Consider the following 20137-nt stretch of genomic DNA (forward strand, 5'->3'; position numbering starts at 1 on the left):
GAAGGAGGCCGGATTGGCACCTTCTGGCCAGATGCCTTCCGGCGACGGGCAGCGCGATGGCAGGGCGACTTCCCGGCCTTCCGGTCTTGGAGGCTGGAGCCGGCAACTCGACCGCTCCTTCTCGGAAGGCGACGAGGCTGCTTTGGCAGAGGCTTATCGCCAGTTCTCTCCCCTGGTGTTTACCTTGGCGCTGCGGGCGCTGAGGAACCGCAGCGCCGCCGACGACGTCACCCAGGAAGTCTTCATCCGCGTCTGGAAGTCCCGCTCGACTTTCGACCCCTCGAAGGCGGAACTTCCCGCGTGGATTGTCGGCATCACCCGAAACGCCGTCACGGATGCCCTGGGTGCGTCCGCCCGGGAAAACCGCAAAGTGCTTGCGGCCGCCGGACTCCGGTCAGGGGCCGAGGACGAAGCCGTCTCTTCCTCCGCAGAAGTCCTCGCCGACAGGCTGCTGCTGGACGGGGAGCTTGACCGGCTCGGCGAACCCCAGGGCTCGATCATGCGCCTGGCGTTTTACGATGACCTGACCCACGACCAGATTTCACGGCAACTGAACCTTCCCCTTGGTACGGTCAAGAGTCACATCCGCCGCAGCCTTAGCCACCTGAGACACCGATTGGAGGTGGATCATGCAGCACCTTGACCCCGAAGTCCTGAGCCTTTTCGCCCTGGACGAGCCTGTCGACGCCGGCAGCATCAACCACCTTCGGTCGTGCCCCGAGTGCGCAGCCGAGTACGCCGCACTCCACCGGGCCGTCAACGCCGTCCGGACCACCCCCGACGCCAGCTCCCTGGAGAGCCCGGGCCCAGGCGTATGGGAAGGAATCCACCGGACGCTGGGTCTCTCCGAGGCCGTTGCCGCTGACCCCCTTGGCCCGGCAACTGTGAAGCCTGCTGAAGCCCCGCCTGCACAAGGAGGCAACGTCACCTGGCTCCGCCGGCCTGTTACCTGGCTGGCTGCCGCCGCGGCCGCTGCCGTAATCACCACAGGCGTTGTTGTGGCCATCAACCAGACGGTCGCCCCGGTTCCACTCGCCTCGGCCCGCCTGGAGCCGCTCGAGCAGTTTTCCGCCACCGGATCAGCCACCGTGACAGAAGCCAACGACGGTTCGCGGACCATTGAGGTGCAGCTGGACAAGTCGGAGGCCCGGGGTTACCAGGAAGTCTGGCTCATCGCCCCGGACCTTTCCAGGCTGGTCAGCCTGGGGATCATGAACTCGTCATCCGGCCGCTTTGACGTCCCGTCAGGCCTCGACCTCTCCGGCTACCCCATCGTCGACATCTCCGACGAGCCGTTGGACGGCAATCCGGCGCACTCCAGTGTCAGCATCGCCAGGGGCACCCTCAGCTCCTGACCATGGCGCCGGGGACGCGGAGCGGGTACAACTTATTCATGACGTCGCCACTGGTGCTCGGCCCCATGATGCGGTTTGTGGATGAAACCTCAGCGAGCATCTGGGCGGAGACGCGCGGCGCTGGAGAAGTCACCGTCCGCGCCGAAGGAAAAGTTTGGACAGCCCGCACGTTCGGCGTTCACGGCCATCACTACGCCCTGGTGGAGGTGACGGGGCTGGAGCCGGGAAGCGTCACTCCCTACACCCTGGAGGTCGATGGGACCCTGGTGTGGCCCAAACCGGAATCCCACCTGCCGCCGTCTAAAATTTCTACCCTGACTCCCGGCAGGCCCCTTCGGCTGGCCTTCGGCTCCTGCCGCACCAGCGTGCCGCATGACGCCTCCGGCAACCGCAGCCACGGCGTGGACTCCCTGCGCGCCTACGCCCTGCAGATGGCTTCCGGTGACGGCACTCCCTGGCCGGACCTGGTGGCATTCCTGGGTGACCAGGTCTACGCGGACTCCACCAGCAAGCACATGCAGGAGTTCATCCGTTCCAGGCGCAATATCAAGGAACCGCCCGGAAAGGAGCTCAAGGACTACGAGGAGTACGCCCACCTCTACTATCTTGCGTGGTCGGACCCGGCCAACCGGTGGCTGCTGTCCACCCTGTCCAGCGCCATGATCTTCGATGACCACGACATCCGGGACGACTGGAACGCCTCCCAAACGTGGAAGCAGAAGATGGCTGCCACCCCGTGGTGGCACGAGCGGGTGGTTGCGGGGCTGGCTTCATACTGGGTCTACCAGCACCTGGGAAACCTGTCCCCGCAGGAACGTGGGCAGGATGCCCTGTGGCAGCGGGTGGTCCGGCACACCGGTGCCGACGAACCGGATCTCAGCGCCGAGCTGGACAAGCTCGTGGAACGTGCGGACAGCAAACCCGAATCATACCGGTGGAGTCTCTGCCGCGACTTCGGCGACACACGGCTCATTGTGCTGGACTCGCGCGCCGCCAGGGATCTGTCCCCGGACCGGCGGGCGCTGCTCGATGATGCGGAAATGGCCTGGCTCGACGAGAACATGCGCGGCGGCTTCCGCCACGTGCTGATCGCCACGTCGCTGCCGTTCCTCCTGCCGATGGGCCTGCACCACATGGAATCCTGGAACGAAGCCGTTTCCGAGGGCGCATGGGGAAGCCTGGCCGGCAAGGCGGCCGAAAAGCTGCGCCAGGCCCTCGACCTGGAACACTGGGCGGCTTTCCAGAAGAGCTTCCGGCAAGTGGCGATCATGGCCGCCGAAGTGGCCGACGGAAAACGCGGGAACCCTCCTGAGACAGTCATGTTCCTCTCCGGGGACGTCCACTTTTCCTACGTTTCGGAAGTCCAGCGGACAGCGGGCAGCAGGATTATCCAAGCCGTCTGCTCACCCATCCGCAACCCGCTGCCGCGGCTGATGCGTTCTGTCACCGCCATTCTGTCCTACGGGATGGCGGAATCCGTGGGGGCCCTTGCCGCGCGCACAGCCAAAGTCCCGGACCCGCCCTACACGTGGTCAGGCATTAAGGGGCCATGGTTTGACAACAACCTGGCGTCCCTGGAGGTCACCCCCCAAGGCATGAACCTGTCCTGGCAAAAAGGCGTGGTGGAGGGCGGTGACCATCTGCACCCCCTGGTGGAGCAGGTTGCTTCCCTCACCATCACGCCCAGGAACGTGGAGCAACCCGCACCCCAGGCGCCATAACCCCATAAGGGTGCAGCGTCACCTGCCGGTTCCGGCAGCCGCCACGTTCCCGGGTACGGGATCATGGCGCAGGTACTGGCGGCTGAAGGTGCCGGTCCCCGCGGTCAGGGCGCGCAGTTCAACTGCGTATTTCAGGAGTTCCTGGTCCGGCACTTCGGCAGTGATCTCCGTCCGGTCCCCGCCGGAGGACGTGGTGCCCGTGAGCCGGCCGCGGCGGGCGGAAAGGTCGCTCATCACCGTCCCAACGTGTTCATCGGGGACGCTGATCACCACCGACGAGACAGGCTCCAGCAGCTGGATTTTGCCTGCTGCGGCAGCCTCGCGCAGCGCAAGGGCACCGGCTGCCTGGAACGCGGCGTCCGAGGAGTCGACGCTGTGCGCCTTGCCGCCCACCACGGTCACGCGTACATCAACCACCGGGAAACCGGAAGCAACGCCTTTCTGCATCTGCGCCCGTACGCCCTTTTCTACGGAAGAAATATAGGTTCCGGGGATCACGCCGCCCACCGTTTTGTCGATGAACTCGAATCCGGCGCCCCTGGGCAGCGGCTCAACCTCGATGTCGCAGACGGCATACTGGCCGTGGCCGCCGGACTGTTTGACGTGGCGGCCGTGCCCGGCGGCGTGGCTTGAAAAGGTCTCCCGCAGCGGCGTCACAACGTCCACGGTGTGCAGCTTTACGCCCTGGTCACGCAGCCTGTCCAGCACCACTTCGGCATGTGCCTCCCCCATGCACCAGAGGATCAGCTGGTGGGTCTCCGCATTCCGCTCCACCCGAAGGGTGGGGTCGCCGGCCGCCACTTTTCCCAGGCTGCGGGCCAGGGCGTCCTCGTCGCCGTGGGAATCGGCTTCAATGGCCACCGGCATCAGCGGCTCGGGCATCTCCCAGGTTGCCAGCAGCAGCGGCTGGTCCTTGGCGGAGATGGTATCCCCGGTCTCGGCGCTGCCCAGTTTGGCTACCGCGGCGATGTCGCCGGCGATACAAAAGGGCACGGGCCTAAGGGTGGCCCCGAGCGGCGAGTAGAGGTGGGTGAGGCGCTCGTCGGTGTCATGGTCCTGGTGTCCGCGGTCCGCCAGCCCATGTCCGCTGACATGGACCGGGGTATCACCGCGCAGGGTTCCGGAGAACACCCGGACCAGGCAGACGCGGCCCAGGAAGGCGTCCACGGTGGTGCGCACCACTTCAGCGGCCAGGGGTCCCTCGGGGTTGCAGGCAAGGGCACGGACCGGCGCTCCAGCAAGGTCTGTTGCCCGCGGCAGGCTCCGCTCCGGGGGCGACGGAAACGCTTTGATGAGGAGCTCCAGAAGTTCGGCCGTACCCAGCCCGGTGAGCGCCGAGGCAGGCACCGCGGGAAAGAAGGACCCGCGGGCGACGGCGGTTTCCAGGTCCGCGATGAGGACGTCGGCATCGATGTCCTCCCCGCCCAGGTAGCGGTCCATCAGCGTTTCGTCTTCGCTTTCGGCGATGATCCCTTCGATCAGCTCGGCCCGCTCAGCATCCGCTGCTCCGGTTTCCTGCGGCTCCGCGGCACGGGCCGTGGCACCGGAGGTTTCGGGCGGATATTCGAAGACCGTGCCGGACAGCAGGCCGAGGAGGCCGGTGACCTCCCCGGCCTTGCGGACAGGGACATATAACGGTAGGACCGTGTCGCCGAACGCCGCGCGGCAGGCGGCGAGGACGCCGTCGTAATCAGCCCGGGGATGATCGAGCCGCGTGATGACCACGGCACGTGGCATCCCCAGGTACTGGCACTCCTGCCAGATCGCAGTGGTGCCCGCATCCACGCCATCAACAGCGGAAACGGCAAAAAGGACGGCGTCCGCGGCCCGAAGGCCGGCGCGGAGCTCCCCGATGAAATCCGGATAGCCCGGCGTATCGAGGAGATTGATCTTCATTCCGGCCACGGGCAGCGGCACCACTGACAGCGCCACCGAACGTTGTTGGTGAATGGCGGCGGGATCGGAATCGCTCACCGTGGTCCCGTCAACCACTGAGCCCTTCCTGGTGATCATCCCGTTGGCCTCGAGCAATGCCTCGACGAGGGTGGTTTTGCCGGCACCGGAACGGCCAACAAGCGCCACATTCCGAACCAGGGCAGGGTCACGCGGTGATACGCCGGCGGTGCCGTTGCCCTGGCGCCCTTCCGGCCCGCCGCGCCCTGCAGTACCTGCTGCATCCTTGGTGCCTTTGACCGACATTGGAACCTCCTGGCGTCTTTGCCTGGTTGTTTTACTTTTCGCGCGCCTTGCGTGTGGCAGCGTCGTTGGCCTTTTGCAGCGCTTTGACGAGTTCGTCCTTGTCCATCTTCGAACGGCCGGCGATATCCAGCTCCCGGGCACGCTCCAGCAGGTGCTTCTTGGAGGCGTTGGCGTCCACGCCGCCTGCAGTGGGCTCCGCTGCGTCGAGTCCCTTTTCCGCCCGTTTGTCAGAGGGGCCGCGTTTCTCTTTCGGCTCCCAGTGGTCCCCCACCTTTTCGTAGCTGTGCTTCAGCGATGCGTAGGCGGCCCGGGCGGCCCGGCGTTCGTCCTTGTCATAGGACTCCATGGCGGAATCGTAGGTTTTGGCGAACGTGTCCTGCGCTTTCTGGTCCGAGCGCTGCAGGGTCGAGGGTAGCTCGTCCTTGCGGGCGTGGTCGTTCTTTCCCGTCTTCGGCATTGCACTCACCGCACTTTCGTCAGCAGGCTATCGTCCGGACACACCAAGCTTAGCCACGGCCCGGTTTGGTTGTCTGCTGCCGGTGCGGACTGGGAACCTCCATGTGGTGAACAGCATTAAAGCTGCTCGGGCCAGTAGTCGGGGTCGTAGCCGTAGAGGCGCGGGCGGCGGGGCTCTGCCCCGGGCGCTGCAAGGGACACCTCCGCCTGCTGCTCCGCATCTTCGGCACCGCCGACGTCGTCAGGCCGGCCTTTCGTCAGGTCCCTTTTGGCGCTGCCGCGCTTGTCCGGGCCATCAGGCATGAGCAACTCCAATCCCCCAATTGAGAGGTCCGGCTGCTTGAACCACTGCAGCCACCCTAGCGGCTGGAAGGCAGCCCAACATGTCACTTTTGCTCAAGAAATAGTCAGTTTCCCACCACTACTTCCGCGGCGTGCGGGCCACGTCTGCCTTGCCTTAGTGTGGCCGGGTCCGGTCCAGCGAGTCGACGAGGCGCCTCGCCGACCCGCCAAGGTTCCATTCGGTGGTGAGCCTTTCGAGTTCGGCGCGTTCCTCCCCGGCGACGGGGTGCAACCGGGCACCGGCTTCCTCGAGTGAGGGCAGGTCCAGGTCCCGCACAAGCCGTACGACGGCGGGCGCGGCCAAAAGGTAGTCGGCGGCGGCTTCCAGCCTGGCCCGGACAGGTGACGACAGTCCGCTCTGCGGGTCCGCTGCTGCTTCGAGGAGGTTTTCCAGGGTGCCGTACTTCAGGAGCAACGATGCGGCGGTCTTTTCGCCGATGCCGGCCACACCGGGGAGCCCGTCCGACGCGTCGCCGCGAAGGGTGGCGTAGTCCGCGTACTGCTGGGGCAGCACCCGGTACTTCCCTACCACGGCCGCTTCGGTCATGACGTCCAGGTTTTTCATGCCGCGTGCGGTGTAAATCACCCGGACCTGTCGGGCGTCGTCGCAGACCTGGAAGAGGTCGCGGTCCCCGGTGACGACATCCACAGGGAGTGCGGCCTGGCTGGCATAGGTCCCCACAACGTCGTCGGCTTCATGGTCAGCCGCCCCGACGATCGCGATTCCGGCCAGGCCCAGCACGTGGCGGATCATGGGAAGCTGCGCCTCGAGGGCGTCCGGCACAACCTCCACATCAGGGGCGTCCGTGATGGCTTCCGCGACGCGGTGCGACTTATAGCTGGGAAGTAGGTCCACACGCCATTGGGGCCGCCAGTCGTCATCCCAGCACGCGATGAGATGGGTGGCCCCGTAGTCCGTGGTCAGCCTCGCGATCATGTCCAGGAGACCCCGGACGGCGTTGACGGGCGTTCCGTCGGCGCGGCGGAGGGAATCGGGCAAGCCGTAAAAGGCGCGAAAGTACAAGGAGGCAGTGTCCAGCAGCATCAGGCGGTCAGGCATACCCTGATCCTGACACGGAAAGGTCTCCTCATGGGAGTCGCGCACTTGCCCTGGGAGTGTGCTGGTCCCATCCTTCGATTCTGCAGTAAGTTCGTCACAACGGTGATGTCCGAAGGAGGCTACGTGAACGCAAGGGCTCCGTCCAGGTTCAGTGTCGAGGGGCTTTGCAGGCCCCTGCTGGCCGCCTGCCTGCTGGTTACAGCGGCCGCCGTTACCGGCTGCGCTCCGGACGCGACGGGCGCGTCGTCAACAGCGCAAAACTTCCACAAGGCCGTAAGGTCCTCTGACTGGTCCACTGCATGTGAATTGCTGCAGCCCGATACGCGTCAGCAGGTGGCAGAGCGGAACGGCGACAGCTGCGAATTCGGCCTGGAATCCTTGCAGCTACCCACAGCAGGGACGCTTCTGAAGACCGAAGCGTACGGGCGGGAGGCTCTGGTGGAGTTCGACGGCGATGTGGTTTTTATGGCCTCCTCCGGCTCGGCATGGCGAGTCACAGCTGCGGGGTGCAGCCCCAGGGGAGATTCGCCATACTCGTGCGAAGTAGGAGGCAAATAAAGATGCGTTGGTCCTTTTTTCTCTACCTGATCCTCATATTCGGCGGCCTGGCATACATGACGTTCGTCGGGCTCGCGCGCGGATAAGGGTCCTGACGTGAAAAACGGGTTGAAAAACAATGGGCTGAGTCTCTTCTTCGGAGGAATTTTCCTGCTCGCGGTCCTCGGGCAGGCCATCACCGGGCAGGCTGTCTTCAATGAAGGGCAACTCGCCGCAGGGCTGGACGAAATCAGCTTTGCGCAATACCTGGCCTCTTCGAGCTTCGCTGTCGATGTATCGGAGAACTGGCAGTCAGAGTACCTTCAGTTCCTGCTCTACATCGTGGCCACGATCTGGCTGGTTCAGAAGGGGTCACCGGAGTCCAAGGAGCTCGGCAAGGAGGGGATTGAATCCGATGAGGAACAACTGGTCGGCGAGCACGCCAACGATAAATCCCCTGCCTGGGCAAAGATCCAGGGCTGGCGCCTGAGAATATTTTCAAACTCCCTGGCGGCCACCATGGGACTAATCTTCGTCCTGTCGTGGCTCGTCCAGTCCGTCACCGGACACTCGGCCTACAACGAAGAGCAGCTGCGGGACTTCCAGGATCCCGTCCCATGGCTCGAGTACGTCGGTTCCCCCGACTTCTGGAACCGGACCCTGCAAAACTGGCAGTCGGAGTTCCTGGCCGTAGGGTCCATGGTTGTCCTGTCGATCTACCTCCGCCAACGCGGGTCACCGGAATCCAAACCTGTCGGATCCGCGCATGACGATACCGGCACCACGGGCTAGGGTGCGGGCCGGCAGCAAAAGCGTGTCGATTCGTTGAATTGTTCCGGGCCACTCCGCCCCCTGCCGTGAATCGTTTGTCGGGGGCTCTGGTACCGGGAGCTTGAACGGGGCGAGAATGGCCTCGTGTTCCTTGCACGGAGGGGCCGGGCCAGCGAACCGATGAATGCCGCAGCCCGAAGGATCCAGCGCATCTACCTGACGTTGACGCTGGGCAATACGCTTGCGGCTTCGTTCATTTGGGGAGTCAATACACTGTTCCTGCTGGACGCCGGCCTCAGCAATTTCGAGGCCTTCGCCGCCAACGCCTTCTTCACGGTCGGAATGGTCATTTTCGAGGTCCCCACCGGGGTGGTGGCCGACAGCTGGGGCCGCCGGGCGTCGTTTCTGCTCGGCACCGTGACCCTGGCCGGATCCACTTACCTCTACTACCTGCTGTGGCAGTTGTCCGCGCCGTTCGCCTGGTGGGCGGTCGTGTCCGTGCTGCTTGGCCTGGGCTTTACCTTCTTCTCGGGTGCCGTTGAGGCCTGGCTTGTTGATGCACTGCGCTACTCGGGGTATGACGGCGGGCTGGAGGCGGTGTTCGGGCGCGGGCAGATGGTGTCGGGCGTGGCGATGCTCGCCGGTTCCGTGGCCGGCGGCGTGATTGCCCAGGCTACTGACCTCGGTGTGCCGTTCCTGGTGCGGGTGGGCGTGCTGCTGGCTATGTTCGCGGTCGCCTTTGGACTGATGCACGACGTCGGGTTCACCCCGGAGCGTTCAACGCACCCTTTGCGCGCGACGCGGGCAGTGCTGTCAGCCTCGATCGAGAACGGTCTGAAAATCCCGCCCGTACGGTACGTGATGCTGGCCGCCCCCTTCAGCGCCGGCGTCGGAATCTATGTCTTTTATGCCCTCCAGCCGTACCTGCTGGAGCTTTTTGGCGACCCCCGCGCGTATTCTGTTGCCGGGCTCGCTGCGGCCATTGTAGCGGGCGCGGAGGTGGTGGGCGGGTGGCTTGCTCCCTATGTCCGGCGCCTGTTCCGCAAGCGCACTTCGGTGTTGATCCTGAGCGGCAGCATCAGTGCCGTAATTCTCCTGGTGCTCGGGTTTGCCCGCGTGTTCTGGGTTGCCCTGGTCCTGTTGACGCTGTGGGCAGTGATCGATTCCGCCGCCATGCCGGTAAGGCAGGCGTATGTGAACGACATGATTCCGTCGAAGCAGCGTGCCACCGTGCTGAGCTTTGATTCACTGATGGGATCCAGCGGCGGGGTTGTAGTGCAGCCGGTGCTCGGCAGGAGCGCCGACCTCTACGGCTATCCCGTGTCGCTGGCCCTGGCCGGGATCTTCCAAAGCCTTGCGGTTCCATTCCTGGTTGCCAGCCGTCGGCAGGGCGCCGCTGCGGATGTAGCCAATGCGTCAACGGAGCAACCGGATAAGGGACCGGCCGAGGAGACCCGTCCCTGACATGCCGCGGATCGCCTTGAGCTACGAGGCCAACTGCTCAGGGATGTCGTGGCGCTGACTGGCCGGGCAGGCAGCGCCTTCAGGCTGGTTGACCTCGGCCCACAGCGCGTCGAGGGAGAGGCCGAGGACGCCGGCGATCGCGGCAATGGTGGGGAAGGCAGGAGTGGCGACGCGGCCCGACTCGATTTTCCGGAGGGTCTCAGGTGAGACCTGTGCATCCAGCGCAGTAGCGAGCATGGGGCGCTGTCCCCTGGCGCGGCGCAGGAGTGAGCCGAGGCGCTGCCCGCGCTCCACTTCCTCGGGACTAAGCGGCAATCTGACCATGGCTCCAATTCTAATACCGGGGATAATATGGCCGGGATAGTTATTGGTTCTGGAAAGGTGCCACATGATTGAGATCCTGAACTCGTCCGAACTGGGCCGGGCAAAGGAGGCAGGTGCCTTGGTCGCCCACATTCTGCAGACATTGAAGGGCCGAAGCACAGTGGGCACCAGCCTTCTGGACATCGACGTGTGGGCCAAGGCCATGATCGTCGAGGCCGGAGCGCAGTCCTGCTATGTGGACTACGAGCCGTCCTTCGGGCGCGGCCCATTCGGGCACTATATCTGCACCGCCGTCAACGATGCCGTACTCCACGGATTGCCTCACGATTACACACTTGCTGACGGCGACCTGCTGACGCTCGACCTCGCCGTCTCCAAAGACGGCATCGCTGCAGACTCCGCCATCAGTTTTATTGTGGGCGACGCCAAGCCCCTGGAGAGCATCGCCATGATCGACGCGACCGAACGCGCGTTGTATGCAGGGATAGCCGCAGCCGGCCCCGGAGCCCGCATCGGTGACATCTCCCACGCCATCGGCTCCGTCCTCAGTGAGGCGGGCTACCCCGTCAACACCCAATTCGGCGGCCATGGGATCGGGTCAACAATGCACCAGGACCCGCACGTGCCAAATACCGGACGGCCCGGCCGAGGATACACGCTGCGACCCGGGCTCCTGTTGGCGTTGGAGCCCTGGGTCATGGCGGACACCGCTGAATTGGTCACCGATCCCGACGGCTGGACGCTCCGGAGCGCGACAGGGTGCCGCACGGCACACAGTGAGCACACAATCGCCATCACCAACGACGGTGCCGAAATCCTCACGTTGCCGAAAGAGGCGCTTTTGTGAGGCCGTGACTGGTCACGTCCCCAATCAGTACATTCAGGACGCCCAGTCGGCGTCGCCGAAGGCACGTCCACGGAAGTGGGCCCGGAGGTACTCCCCCACCACCGCAGCGCCCAGGCCCCCGACGTCGGGCGCGACAACCCTGCCGCCGACCCGCCGCACCATGCGCTGGACGAACCGCTCCAGGCTCGGGTCATCGCCGAGGCGGAAGAACGTCGCTTGCACGCCGGCACGCCCCAGGCGGTCGAGCTCTGCCACTGTGACGCGGATCGTTTCCGGGTCCGAAGGCCAGCAGAACCACGGCTCGCCTTCAGGCAGCAGATGCGCGGTTGGTTCGCCGTCGGTCACCACAAGGAGGACAGGCTGCATGGACGGGTGCCGGCGGAAGAACCGCCCGGCGAGCAGCAGTCCATGGTGCAGGTTGGTGCCCTGCTCCCGGCGGACCGGCAGCGCCGTTAGCTCGCCGATGTCCATCGCCTGCGCATAGCGGCCGAACGTGATCAGCTCCAGCCGGTCCCCACGGAAGCGCGTGGAGACGAGGTGGTGCAGGGCCAAAGCAGTACGCTTCATCGGCACCCACCGCCCCTCGGCGGCCATCGAGAATGACACATCGACGAGCAGGACGACGGCGGCCTGGGTGCGGGCCTCTGTTTCGCTGACCTCGATGTCTGCGGCGGTAAGGTGCAGGCCCCGGGCGGGGTTCCCGCCGTCGGCCACGGTACGGCTGATCGCGTTGGTCAGGGTGCGCGTAACATCCCAGGGCTCGGCGTCCCCAAACTCCCACTGGCGGCTGGAGCCGGTCTGTTCCCCGGCGGCACCTGCCACCCGCGTGTCCCGCCGCCCCTGCCGGCCTGAAAGCTGCTTGGCAGTGTCCCGCAAGAGGGACTTGCCCAGCCTCCGCATCGCCTGCGGGGACAGCCGCAGGTCGCCGTCGGCTCCCCGCCGCAGATAGCCGCCATCCTGCATGGCCCGCTCTATCTCGGCGAGGGTGCGGGCGGTCACGGCCGCACTCTGGCCGAGCTGGCGGGCGAGGGCGTCCAGATCCAGATCGCCGAGGTTTGATCCGTTGTAGGACTGGGACAGCTGTTCGGCCAACCCGTCGAGTTCGGCGATGTCCTGGAGCACGCCGGTGCCGTCACCCAGGCCCAGGCCCTCCTGGCCCTCAAAGCGTTCGGACCCGGTCCAGTCCTCCCCGGGGCGCAGGGCCCGCAGGCTGGCGTCGAGCTGATCAAGCTGGGCCATCAGGTCCGGCGAGCCGAAAGCCTGGCCCGAGAGTCGCATGAGCTCCTCGCGCTGTTCGGCAGACATGGATTGCAGGAGCCGCTGCGCCGCGGCCGCGCGCTTAGCCAGGGCATCAATCAACTCCTCCACCGATTGGGGGTTCTCCGGAAATAAGCTGCCATGCCTGGCCATGAACTCTTGGAAGTCCGCATCAGTGTCTTCGCCGCGCCGGTGTTTGTCCAGCAACCCGTTGAGGTCCCGCAGCATGCTGTTCACCGCAGCCCGGTCCTCATCAGTGGCGTTTTCGAGCGCCTGCTTCATCCCGGCGAACCGCTGGTCCAGGACCTCACGGCCCAGCAGGTCCTTGATCCGCTCGTAGGCCTCCCAGGCAGTGCTGGACTGCCAGTCATAGGAGGCCAGCTCGTTGACGGCGGCCGCCGTGGACTGGGGCAGGTTCTGCAGCTGCATCTCCCGGAATTCCCGGTCGGTGTTGTCCATCATGGCGTCCCGGGCAAGCTGCTTGCGTTCCTCAAGCACGGCGGTCTCGAGCAGCTTCTGGACCTCGTTGAGGGTGCCGTCGAGCCGGTGACGGCCCAGGAGTTCACTGCGGCGCTGCTGGACGCGCCGGGCGAGGTCATCGAGGCCTTCCCGGTTCCGGCCGCCGCGCCGCAGGAACTCCTGCAGGGCGTGCCGGGGCGAGTAGCCAGCCATGACGTCCTCGGCGACGGCGTCCAAGGCCTCTGCCAGGTCAACGGGCGGCGCGAGCGGGTCCGGCCCGCCCGTATACCGGCCGTACCTGGCGGAGTGGTTGTGGATGCCCATGTCGCTCCTATTCGTGTACTGGCCGCCCTGCTGCTGCAGTGTTGCTGCTAGCCGTAGATGGTTTCCTCGTCGTCGGACTCCTTCGAGATCCGCCGGGCGAGGTAGAGGCCTTCCAGGGCGAGCTCGATGGCGGCGGCGCGCTGCCCTTCATTCGTTGCGCCGAGCCGGCCGCTGATTTCGTTGTACAGTCCCGATCCATTCAGTGACGGCAGGTTCTGCAGGAATTCCTCCGCTGTGACGTGTTCGCCGGTGGTCACGGTCCTGTGTCCGTCGAGCGCGGCGACGAGCGGGCCCAGGTCGATGCCTTGGTAGTGCGCCCGCACTGCTTCGGCGGTGGCGCTGCGGAGGAGGTGGTCCAGGACGGCCTGTTCGCGGCCTTCTTCCCCCGACTCGAATTCGATCTTGCCGGTGAGGACGTCCACTGCTGTGCCAAGGTCCACGATGCGGGCCACCGCCTCGCTTTCCCCGCGGACGCTGGCCCGGCGAAGCGCTGCTGCGGCAACGGTTTCGGCACCGGCGATGGCGAACCGCGCGGAGACTCCCGACGTCTGGTTGATTGCCGGGGACTGACGGAGCGCACGGGTGTAGCGGGCCAGGATCTCGAGGATGACGGGCGGGACATCGGCCACCAGCTGCCCCTCCTGCCGGATCACCGACACCTCGTCGGCCAGCTCTATCGGGTAGTGGGTCCGGATCTCCGCGCCGAACCGGTCCTTTAGCGGGGTGATGATCCTGCCGCGGTTGGTGTAATCCTCCGGGTTCGCCGACGCGACGACGAGCACGTCCAGCGGCAGCCGCAGCACGTAGCCGCGGATCTGGATATCGCGCTCTTCCATCACGTTCAGCATCGACACCTGGATCCGCTCGGCCAGGTCCGGCAGCTCATTAATGGCGATGATGCCGCGGTTGGAGCGCGGGACCAGGCCGTAGTGGATGGTTTCCGGGTCCCCCAGGCGGCGGCCTTCGGCCACGCGCATCGGATCGACGTCGCCGATGAGGTCCGCAACGGAGGTGTCCGGTGTGGCGAGCTTCTCCACGTACCGCTCCGACCGGTGTCGCCAGGCCACGCGCATCCGGTCCCCTTCGGTGACGGCGCGGGCGCGCGAATGCTCCGTAATCGGCTCGTACGGGTGTTCGTTGAGTTCCGAGTCCTCAATCACCGGCGACCATTCGTCCAGCAGCCCGGCCAGCGTGCGGAGAAGCCGTGTTTTGCCCTGCCCCCGTTCGCCGAGCAGCACGACATCGTGGCCTGCTATTAAGGCACGCTCGAGCTGGGGAAGGACGGTCCTGCTGAAGCCGTACATCCCGGGCCATGGATCGCGGCCGGCGGCGAGCGCGGCGAGCAGGTTGTCGCGGATCTCGTGGCGCAGGTCCTTCTGGACATGCCCGGCCGCACGCAGTTCACCAACAGTGAAGATATCGGGTCGATCAGTCACCACTCCACGGTAGTCCCCCATGTGCTGTCAATCGAGGAATTCTTACAAACGGGCGGGCAAATCCCTGCCTCCTGCTGCAGACATCACTCCGCTACTTCAAAACGTCAGTGTCCGTTGGGGCGGCCCGGTGATCCACCGCGGCCGTCAGCTCGTCGATCCGGTCGAGGGCTGAGTTGAGCTGCTGCACAGTCGTCCACAGAACTGGATGTTCTTCACGGATCTGCGACAGCGAGGCGCCAGCGGAACGAAGCGTTGCGAGGTCAAAACTGACGTTCGTTCGCGCCCCCGCCACTGCTGCCCGGAGGGCGCCGAAAGCGACAACCACATCGGCGATCAGCGCCGGGTTTCCGTGGGAAGCAAGCCAGCCAAGGTCCTCGATGGCTTCCATCGCCCGCTCGCCCAGCACGGCGGAAGCCTTCGCGGCGTTAACCGACGCCTCGTGGATCGCGTCATCACGCTCCTGCCCGGGTTCCAGGCGGAACGCCGCGCCGAACGCTTCGGAGGCGGCAGCGTCGTCGTCGGCCAATCGAAGGGCGGTTTCACGGAGCAATCGCGCACGTGCGTGGAGGTCGGCAAGCTCCCCCTCCTGGCCCTGGTCCGGCTTTGTATAACCCGCCACCATCGACACCAGGGAAGCCGCGATGGCGAGCATTACCCCCGTCCCTGCCCCTCCGCCCGGCGACCCCTTGGACTCCGCCAGTGCCTGCGTCCATTCCTCAACCGTCGAGCCTTGGGTTGTCACCAGTTCAGAATCAGCCATGGCACCTATTGTGCCTTGGTAAGCGGCCCTGACTATGGAGGGCAACATAAATCTGGCCGCCCTGCACCAGTCCCGGCCGTCACTCTGTTGCCGCTCCGGCCTCCAGATCATCGACGAAGGCCACCTGGGCCGTGTATTGCTGGTACAGCTGAACTGCGTCTTCCATGGGAAGGCGACCGAACCTCAGAACCGCTTGCAGCCCCTCAAGTTGGGCATTGCAACTCTCCGCGGAAGTCACTTTCGTGGCAACCGAGTGCGAGTTTGCCAAATTCGTGGACAACGCCGCAACGAGGGATAGGATCATCGCCGCCAGGCAGAGCACCTGCCAGACCATGGCACTTTGCTGCAGCGAGAGGACGCCTTGAACCCCAGCTGCGAACCTGGTGCCCCCAATGGCTGGTCCGGCTGTAAATGCCGCAGCCAGCGCGCTAGCCACCACGCTCGCAGTCACCAGCCTGTTGCGGCGGGGCCTCTGCTGCCGCAGGAACTGTCTGAGCACTGACTGCCGCTGCTCAATCTCCTCGATCAGTCTCTGACGTGCTTCCTGTTCTTTCACGCCCTTCTCCCCACGCCTTCCGTAGTGCAACCCACCTGAAACAGCAGTGGGATCCATGGAGGCTCGCGGGCGGCAACTTGATCCGATGAATCCTTCTGTCACCTGCTGACCACAACCAGAAACAGCACGTGAAGCCTCTGATGATTCGAGCATTTGTGGCGTTACTGCCGCGTTACAGCACGAAGCATGCCCGCCTCAGTTGGTTTCGGGGGATCTTGATCAAACCTTTGCCGTACGCAAGCTGATTCCTGATTGTTCTTTAGCAGGATCAAGGCAGCAGGATCCGGGCTAAATGAGAGTAAGGTGACATGTCATGACAACGGATGGTCCTCCGTCAGAGTTTTCTGACGGTGACGAGCCGGACCGGGAAGTGCCGGCGATGGGCACTATGGTTATCCGCACATGGACCGAACCCGACCAGACGCCGGGCTTCCGCGCAAGGTTGACCTACAGCCAATCTCCGACCTCTGAGCCGAAGACTGTCTATACGGTGGACCCGGACGAAGTCCTGGGAGCGGTCCGCGAATGGCTTCTTTCCCAGTCCGAGACTCCGAGCGGGGGCTAATTACTCCCCATTTTGCCGACCTGCAGGGAAATCTCAGCTGCGAGGCGGCGAATGGCCTCCGACGGCACCAGCCCCATGTCCTCCTTCAGCCGCAATTCATATTTCTCAAAGGCACGAAGCGCGGAAGCGTTGTTGCCCTGCCGCCGTTCGGCCTCAATGAAAAGCCCCACGGCACTTTCATAGAGCGGTTCGAGGGCCAGCGCAGCTTCGGCAGCCTCCAGGGCAGATTGATAGTCACAGCGGACCAGGGACTCGCGGGCGATGAGGTGGTAGGCGTGGAGCCGGTCCTGCTGCAGCCTGTTCTGTTCGAAGAGCACCCAGTCCTCGTACCAGCCAGGGAGCAAGTCAGAGTCCCGTAATTGCTGGAGGAGGGAAGCGACATTCCCGTTAAGTCCGGCGTTGCCCAACTCCCGGATCCGGGCCCGAAGCCCGTGCAGGTCCACTTCCACCAGGTCGCTGAGGGACAGGACCGTCCCGCCGTTGACCAGCAAGCCGGGCACCTGCCGGGAGACAAGGTGGACGGCAGCACGAAGGCTTTCCAGCGCCCTGGGCTCCGCGGTCTCCGGCCACAACAGTCCGGCGAGGTAGCTTCGTGGACGGGGACCGAGGATGGCGAGCGCCGTAATCAACCGTTGTTGCCGCGTAGCGACATGCAGGACCTCGGTGTCCCGACGAAGTTGCCACGATTGCAGCAGCCTCAACTGAAGACCATAGCCGTCATTGCCCATGGGTACCCCCGAACTCCAGCCTGGGGCTGGAACAGATGCAAGAACCACTTTCCGCAGTCCTTGGCGGGCTGTCAATGCTCATCGCCATCTGACCGGGTGCATGCCGTAACACTGGAGTAACGGCTGGCGGCTAGAGTACCGGTCACGAGGCGGCCCTGTCCCCTTGTAGGCCCGGCTCCTTGCCCCGCCCTGCTTCGGAACCTAACTCAAGGACATTCAATGACCACCGGCCAGCAATTCGAGCAGTCGACGGCGGCGCGGACCGGATACTCGCCCGTCTTCCTAAGCCAACGTCTGGACCCGCCGGCAATCGCAGAGGCCTTGCGCGATGACACTGTCATGCTTGATGGCTCAGAAATCATCCCCTACACGCATTTCTCGCTCGCGCTCAGCAAGTCCAGGCGCTTCGCCCGCTGGGTGGCTTGGAACATCGACGGCGGAACGCTCAAGAAGGTCAACCGTCAAGGCGTCCCTTTCGTGAAGGATCCAAGGATCCCTGCGGAGTTCCAGAACGGTGACGAACTCTACAGCGGCAACCGGCTTGACCGCGGACACCTGGCGCGGCGCGCAGATCTGCTGTGGGGGCCTTTGCCGGAGGCGAAGAGCGCAAACGCCGATTCGTTCTTCTTCACCAACATCACGCCGCAGATGGATGACTTCAACCAAAGCAGCAAGGACGGCCTATGGGGGCGGCTGGAAGACGCAGTCTTTGCCGACGTGGACGTACAGGATCTCAAGGTCAGTGCCCTTGGCGGACCGGTGTTCCAGGACGACGACCGCGTTTACCGGGATGTGCGGCTTCCGCGGGAGTACTGGAAGGTCATCGCATACATGGAGCAGGGGCGCTTCAAAAGCCATGCCTTCCTGCTCACCCAGAATCTAAACCCGTTCGAAGCGATCGACTTCGACGAGTTCCGGGTTTTTGAGATCAGCACAGCCGAATTGGGACTGCGTACTGGATTACGGTTCGACGAGGACCTGGCTTCGGCCAATGCCTTCACCGCGCTGACGGATGCAGCGGACCGGGAACCCCTCAATAGCCTGGGCGACATCCAATGGTGACTTGGGTGCCTGCCATGCGTCACGTGCCAACGCGTCAGGTGATGCCCACCAACTGGTAGGCCTTGCGGATTGCGGCGATCTTTTCCGCCTTGCGGACGTCGCCGCCGAAGTATGTCTGCCCAACGTCGACCACTGACTGAAGCGACTCACGAAACGTCGCAAGCGGAGTCAGACGGGCCATGCCGAGATAGGTCAGCACCGCCACGTCCTCGACGCCGAACACCCGGGTGCCGTCCTCTGTCATGGTCAGCAGATTGTGGACTGCCTTGTTGTGGATGTTGCTGTTGAAGTGGACCCAGCCCTGGTCGTTGGCCCGGCTTGGCAGTTCACCGGGGTTAAGACGGCGGAAGTCGTTCATGTGCTTGGGATGGCCTGTGCGGGAAGGGTCAGCGAAATCCCGGAGGGGGCGGCCATCAGCTCTTAGCCCGGGCCCGATTTCCCAGTCCCAGGTCGCTACATCCGCACGGTCAGGTGCTTCGTACCAGTTCCTGATGATGACGCCTGCGACGTCCGCGAAGGACTCGTTGAGTGCACCCGACTGCGTGGCATAGACGAGGTTCGACGTCGTTTCGATCACGCCGTGTGTGAGCTCGTGCCCGATGACATCCAAAAAGCGCGAGAGGCTGACGAGGCGGTCGTTCTGCCTGATTTGCCCGTACCACATGCGGTTCCGGAACCAGAACGCATTGAGCAGGGTGGGCGGAGCCTGCATGTTGGCTGCAGTGACGTTGACCAAGGAAATGAGGTCCATGCCATTGTCGTCGATGCCGTTGCGTTGCAGGACGACATTGTAGAAGTCGAGTACCCGGGAGGCGTTGGCATGGGCCGAGATGGCTGCGCGGTTGGTGGTGCCGTAGTCGCTGTCAGATGCCTTCACCGGTTCGGCGGGGTCAGGAGGATTGTCATTGATGTCAGCAAACTGCAGGTCGTAGGTGCGGACCAGGCGTCGTGGGTCGTTCAGCCGGCAGGCAGTGGTTGAGGGTGCGACCAATTCGCCAAAGAAGGCCTGCTCCTCATCGTTCTCGTCGATGCCCTTGCACCGTGCCGGGATGGCCAACGCAGTAGGCGTCGCGCTGTAGCAGAAGAGGATGCTGCCGTCGTGCGCGTCCACGAGATAGTTGAAGCTGGGCGGTACGGGCCGCAGTCCGAGGCCATGGCCCAGCAGCGCCGCGTCGCCAGCATCTGGTTCCCCGCCGGTGACGGGCGGCTCTGCAGGAAGCTGCCGGAAAAACCACGCCAAGTGCCACCGCCCGTCGTCGTCCGCCTTGTAAAAGTTCAGCCGGGCTCCGATACCGGACTCAGCGGGAAGGTCCACGCCCGTGAATTCGGCCACCTTCTCCAGCGCTTCGACACGACTGAGGGACTCGACCGGGTCAGCGTCCGGTGCTTCACCGAGTTGTCCGTTCACACTGACAAGGTCCCTGGAGCCCGTGAGCTCGACCGTGGCCAAGGCCCCGAAAATCGGGATATCGCTGTATGTCTGGGAAAAGCGAAGGGTGTGGGTCCCCAGAGCAGCAAGATCCCGTTCGCTCTCGACCACCAGGCTGGGCACGCGCTCAGGCCGCTCTGGTTCGGTCAAGGACCGCATTTCGGCACGGTCGTCCTGCTGAAGGAGCTGGTCCAGGTAATACCTCGCCGCACTCTCATTGCTGCTAAAAGGCATCCTCGGCGCATCCAAGCCCGGCGGGGTTCGGCCAAAGGATTCAGGGGAACGCGCCGTCGTGTTCTCGTCCCCGGCGTGATAATGAAGCCTCTGCAAATCAGCCATCTCAAGCTTCTTCCAAATGGTCCTTCGGGAATTCCCTGGCCGGCAGCAGCCGGCAGCATTCATGGTCGACGTTATGGGCGACGCGTTACGGCATCGTTACTGCGCAGAACCGGGGGCAGCAGTAACGTGCTGGTAACGCCACCTCA

General features: G+C 64.5%; 20 protein-coding genes. 9 read left to right on the forward strand and 11 right to left on the reverse strand.

Annotated features, from left to right (window positions below):
* Nucleotides 1-31 precede the first annotated feature (31 nt).
* Genes M1D32_RS10785 through M1D32_RS10795 form a run of 3 tightly spaced genes read left to right on the forward strand, consistent with a single transcriptional unit; the run spans nucleotide 32 to nucleotide 3076 of the window.
* Nucleotides 32-643: an RNA polymerase sigma factor gene (locus M1D32_RS10785; RefSeq protein WP_458782165.1), complete on the forward strand. Its 612-nt coding sequence runs from the start codon at nucleotides 32-34 to the stop codon at nucleotides 641-643.
* Nucleotides 630-1355, forward strand: coding sequence for an anti-sigma factor domain-containing protein (locus tag M1D32_RS10790; RefSeq protein WP_458778684.1), 726 nt, complete (start codon nucleotides 630-632; stop codon nucleotides 1353-1355). The genes M1D32_RS10785 and M1D32_RS10790 overlap by 14 nt, the downstream gene beginning before the upstream one ends.
* A 38-nt stretch (nucleotides 1356-1393) precedes the next feature.
* On the forward strand, nucleotides 1394-3076 hold the full coding sequence (locus M1D32_RS10795; RefSeq protein ID WP_458778685.1) for an alkaline phosphatase D family protein: 1683 nt from the start codon (nucleotides 1394-1396) through the stop codon (nucleotides 3074-3076).
* An 18-nt stretch (nucleotides 3077-3094) separates the two neighbouring features.
* Here the strand turns inward: M1D32_RS10795 and M1D32_RS10800 are convergent, their stop codons facing one another.
* The 4 genes from M1D32_RS10800 to M1D32_RS10815 all read right to left on the reverse strand — a co-directional run bounded on the left by M1D32_RS10800 (nucleotide 3095) and on the right by M1D32_RS10815 (nucleotide 7133).
* The gene (locus M1D32_RS10800; RefSeq protein ID WP_458778686.1) at nucleotides 3095-5275 is read right to left on the reverse strand and encodes an elongation factor G-like protein EF-G2; all 2181 of its coding nucleotides are present in this window, start codon (nucleotides 5273-5275) and stop codon (nucleotides 3095-3097) included.
* A 31-nt stretch (nucleotides 5276-5306) separates the two neighbouring features.
* On the reverse strand, nucleotides 5307-5732 hold the full coding sequence (locus tag M1D32_RS10805; RefSeq protein ID WP_458782166.1) for a ChaB family protein: 426 nt from the start codon (nucleotides 5730-5732) through the stop codon (nucleotides 5307-5309).
* A gap of 116 nt (nucleotides 5733-5848) precedes the next feature.
* Nucleotides 5849-6034 (reverse strand): hypothetical protein, encoded by a 186-nt coding sequence (locus M1D32_RS10810; RefSeq protein ID WP_458778687.1) that lies wholly within the window; start codon nucleotides 6032-6034, stop codon nucleotides 5849-5851.
* Between the two features lie 154 nt (nucleotides 6035-6188).
* Nucleotides 6189-7133, reverse strand: coding sequence for a 5'-3' exonuclease (locus M1D32_RS10815; RefSeq protein WP_458778688.1), 945 nt, complete (start codon nucleotides 7131-7133; stop codon nucleotides 6189-6191).
* Nucleotides 7134-7256: 123 nt separating this feature from the next.
* Between M1D32_RS10815 and M1D32_RS10820 the strand changes: the two genes are divergently transcribed.
* The 3 genes from M1D32_RS10820 (at nucleotide 7257) to M1D32_RS10830 (ending at nucleotide 9905) form a co-directional block, all read left to right on the forward strand.
* Nucleotides 7257-7691, forward strand: coding sequence for a hypothetical protein (locus tag M1D32_RS10820; protein WP_458778689.1), 435 nt, complete (start codon nucleotides 7257-7259; stop codon nucleotides 7689-7691).
* A 96-nt stretch (nucleotides 7692-7787) separates the two neighbouring features.
* Nucleotides 7788-8462 carry a DUF6766 family protein gene (locus M1D32_RS10825; RefSeq protein WP_458778690.1) on the forward strand — a complete coding sequence of 225 codons (675 nt, stop codon included), beginning with the start codon at nucleotides 7788-7790 and terminating at the stop codon, nucleotides 8460-8462.
* Between the two features lie 159 nt (nucleotides 8463-8621).
* A complete protein-coding gene (locus tag M1D32_RS10830; RefSeq protein WP_458782167.1) occupies nucleotides 8622-9905 on the forward strand; it encodes an MFS transporter in 1284 nt (427 codons plus the stop codon).
* Nucleotides 9906-9926: 21 nt separating this feature from the next.
* Here the strand turns inward: M1D32_RS10830 and M1D32_RS10835 are convergent, their stop codons facing one another.
* Nucleotides 9927-10229: a helix-turn-helix domain-containing protein gene (locus M1D32_RS10835; protein WP_458778691.1), complete on the reverse strand. Its 303-nt coding sequence runs from the start codon at nucleotides 10227-10229 to the stop codon at nucleotides 9927-9929.
* Nucleotides 10230-10293: 64 nt separating this feature from the next.
* Here M1D32_RS10835 and map point away from each other — a divergent pair, with 64 nt between their 5' ends.
* Nucleotides 10294-11076 carry a type I methionyl aminopeptidase gene (gene map, locus M1D32_RS10840; RefSeq protein WP_458778692.1) on the forward strand — a complete coding sequence of 261 codons (783 nt, stop codon included), beginning with the start codon at nucleotides 10294-10296 and terminating at the stop codon, nucleotides 11074-11076.
* Nucleotides 11077-11109: 33 nt separating this feature from the next.
* On the opposite strand, the gene M1D32_RS10845 is transcribed toward map, so the two are convergent.
* The 4 genes from M1D32_RS10845 to M1D32_RS10860 all read right to left on the reverse strand — a co-directional run bounded on the left by M1D32_RS10845 (nucleotide 11110) and on the right by M1D32_RS10860 (nucleotide 15868).
* The gene (locus tag M1D32_RS10845) at nucleotides 11110-13116 is read right to left on the reverse strand and encodes a vWA domain-containing protein (RefSeq protein WP_458778693.1); all 2007 of its coding nucleotides are present in this window, start codon (nucleotides 13114-13116) and stop codon (nucleotides 11110-11112) included.
* A 47-nt stretch (nucleotides 13117-13163) separates the two neighbouring features.
* A complete protein-coding gene (locus tag M1D32_RS10850; RefSeq protein WP_458778694.1) occupies nucleotides 13164-14552 on the reverse strand; it encodes an ATP-binding protein in 1389 nt (462 codons plus the stop codon).
* Nucleotides 14553-14643: 91 nt separating this feature from the next.
* Nucleotides 14644-15312 carry a cyclodeaminase/cyclohydrolase family protein gene (locus M1D32_RS10855; protein WP_458778695.1) on the reverse strand — a complete coding sequence of 223 codons (669 nt, stop codon included), beginning with the start codon at nucleotides 15310-15312 and terminating at the stop codon, nucleotides 14644-14646.
* 79 nt (nucleotides 15313-15391) lie between these two features.
* On the reverse strand, nucleotides 15392-15868 hold the full coding sequence (locus M1D32_RS10860; RefSeq protein WP_458778696.1) for a hypothetical protein: 477 nt from the start codon (nucleotides 15866-15868) through the stop codon (nucleotides 15392-15394).
* Nucleotides 15869-16181: 313 nt separating this feature from the next.
* On the opposite strand from M1D32_RS10860, the gene M1D32_RS10865 reads away from it, so the two are divergent.
* Entirely contained in the window at nucleotides 16182-16433 is a 252-nt protein-coding gene (locus M1D32_RS10865; RefSeq protein ID WP_458778697.1) for a hypothetical protein, read from the forward strand.
* Here the strand turns inward: M1D32_RS10865 and M1D32_RS10870 are convergent.
* Nucleotides 16430-17209: an AfsR/SARP family transcriptional regulator gene (locus M1D32_RS10870; RefSeq protein WP_458778698.1), complete on the reverse strand. Its 780-nt coding sequence runs from the start codon at nucleotides 17207-17209 to the stop codon at nucleotides 16430-16432. The genes M1D32_RS10865 and M1D32_RS10870 overlap by 4 nt on opposite strands.
* Nucleotides 17210-17380: 171 nt before the next feature.
* Here M1D32_RS10870 and M1D32_RS10875 point away from each other — a divergent pair, with 171 nt between their 5' ends.
* Nucleotides 17381-18223 (forward strand): DNA/RNA non-specific endonuclease, encoded by an 843-nt coding sequence (locus M1D32_RS10875; protein WP_458778699.1) that lies wholly within the window; start codon nucleotides 17381-17383, stop codon nucleotides 18221-18223.
* Nucleotides 18224-18257: 34 nt separating this feature from the next.
* On the opposite strand, the gene M1D32_RS10880 is transcribed toward M1D32_RS10875, so the two are convergent.
* Nucleotides 18258-19991, reverse strand: coding sequence for a M4 family metallopeptidase (locus M1D32_RS10880; RefSeq protein ID WP_458778700.1), 1734 nt, complete (start codon nucleotides 19989-19991; stop codon nucleotides 18258-18260).
* Nucleotides 19992-20137 lie beyond the last annotated feature (146 nt).

Source organism: Arthrobacter sp. D3-16 (assembly GCF_054408515.1).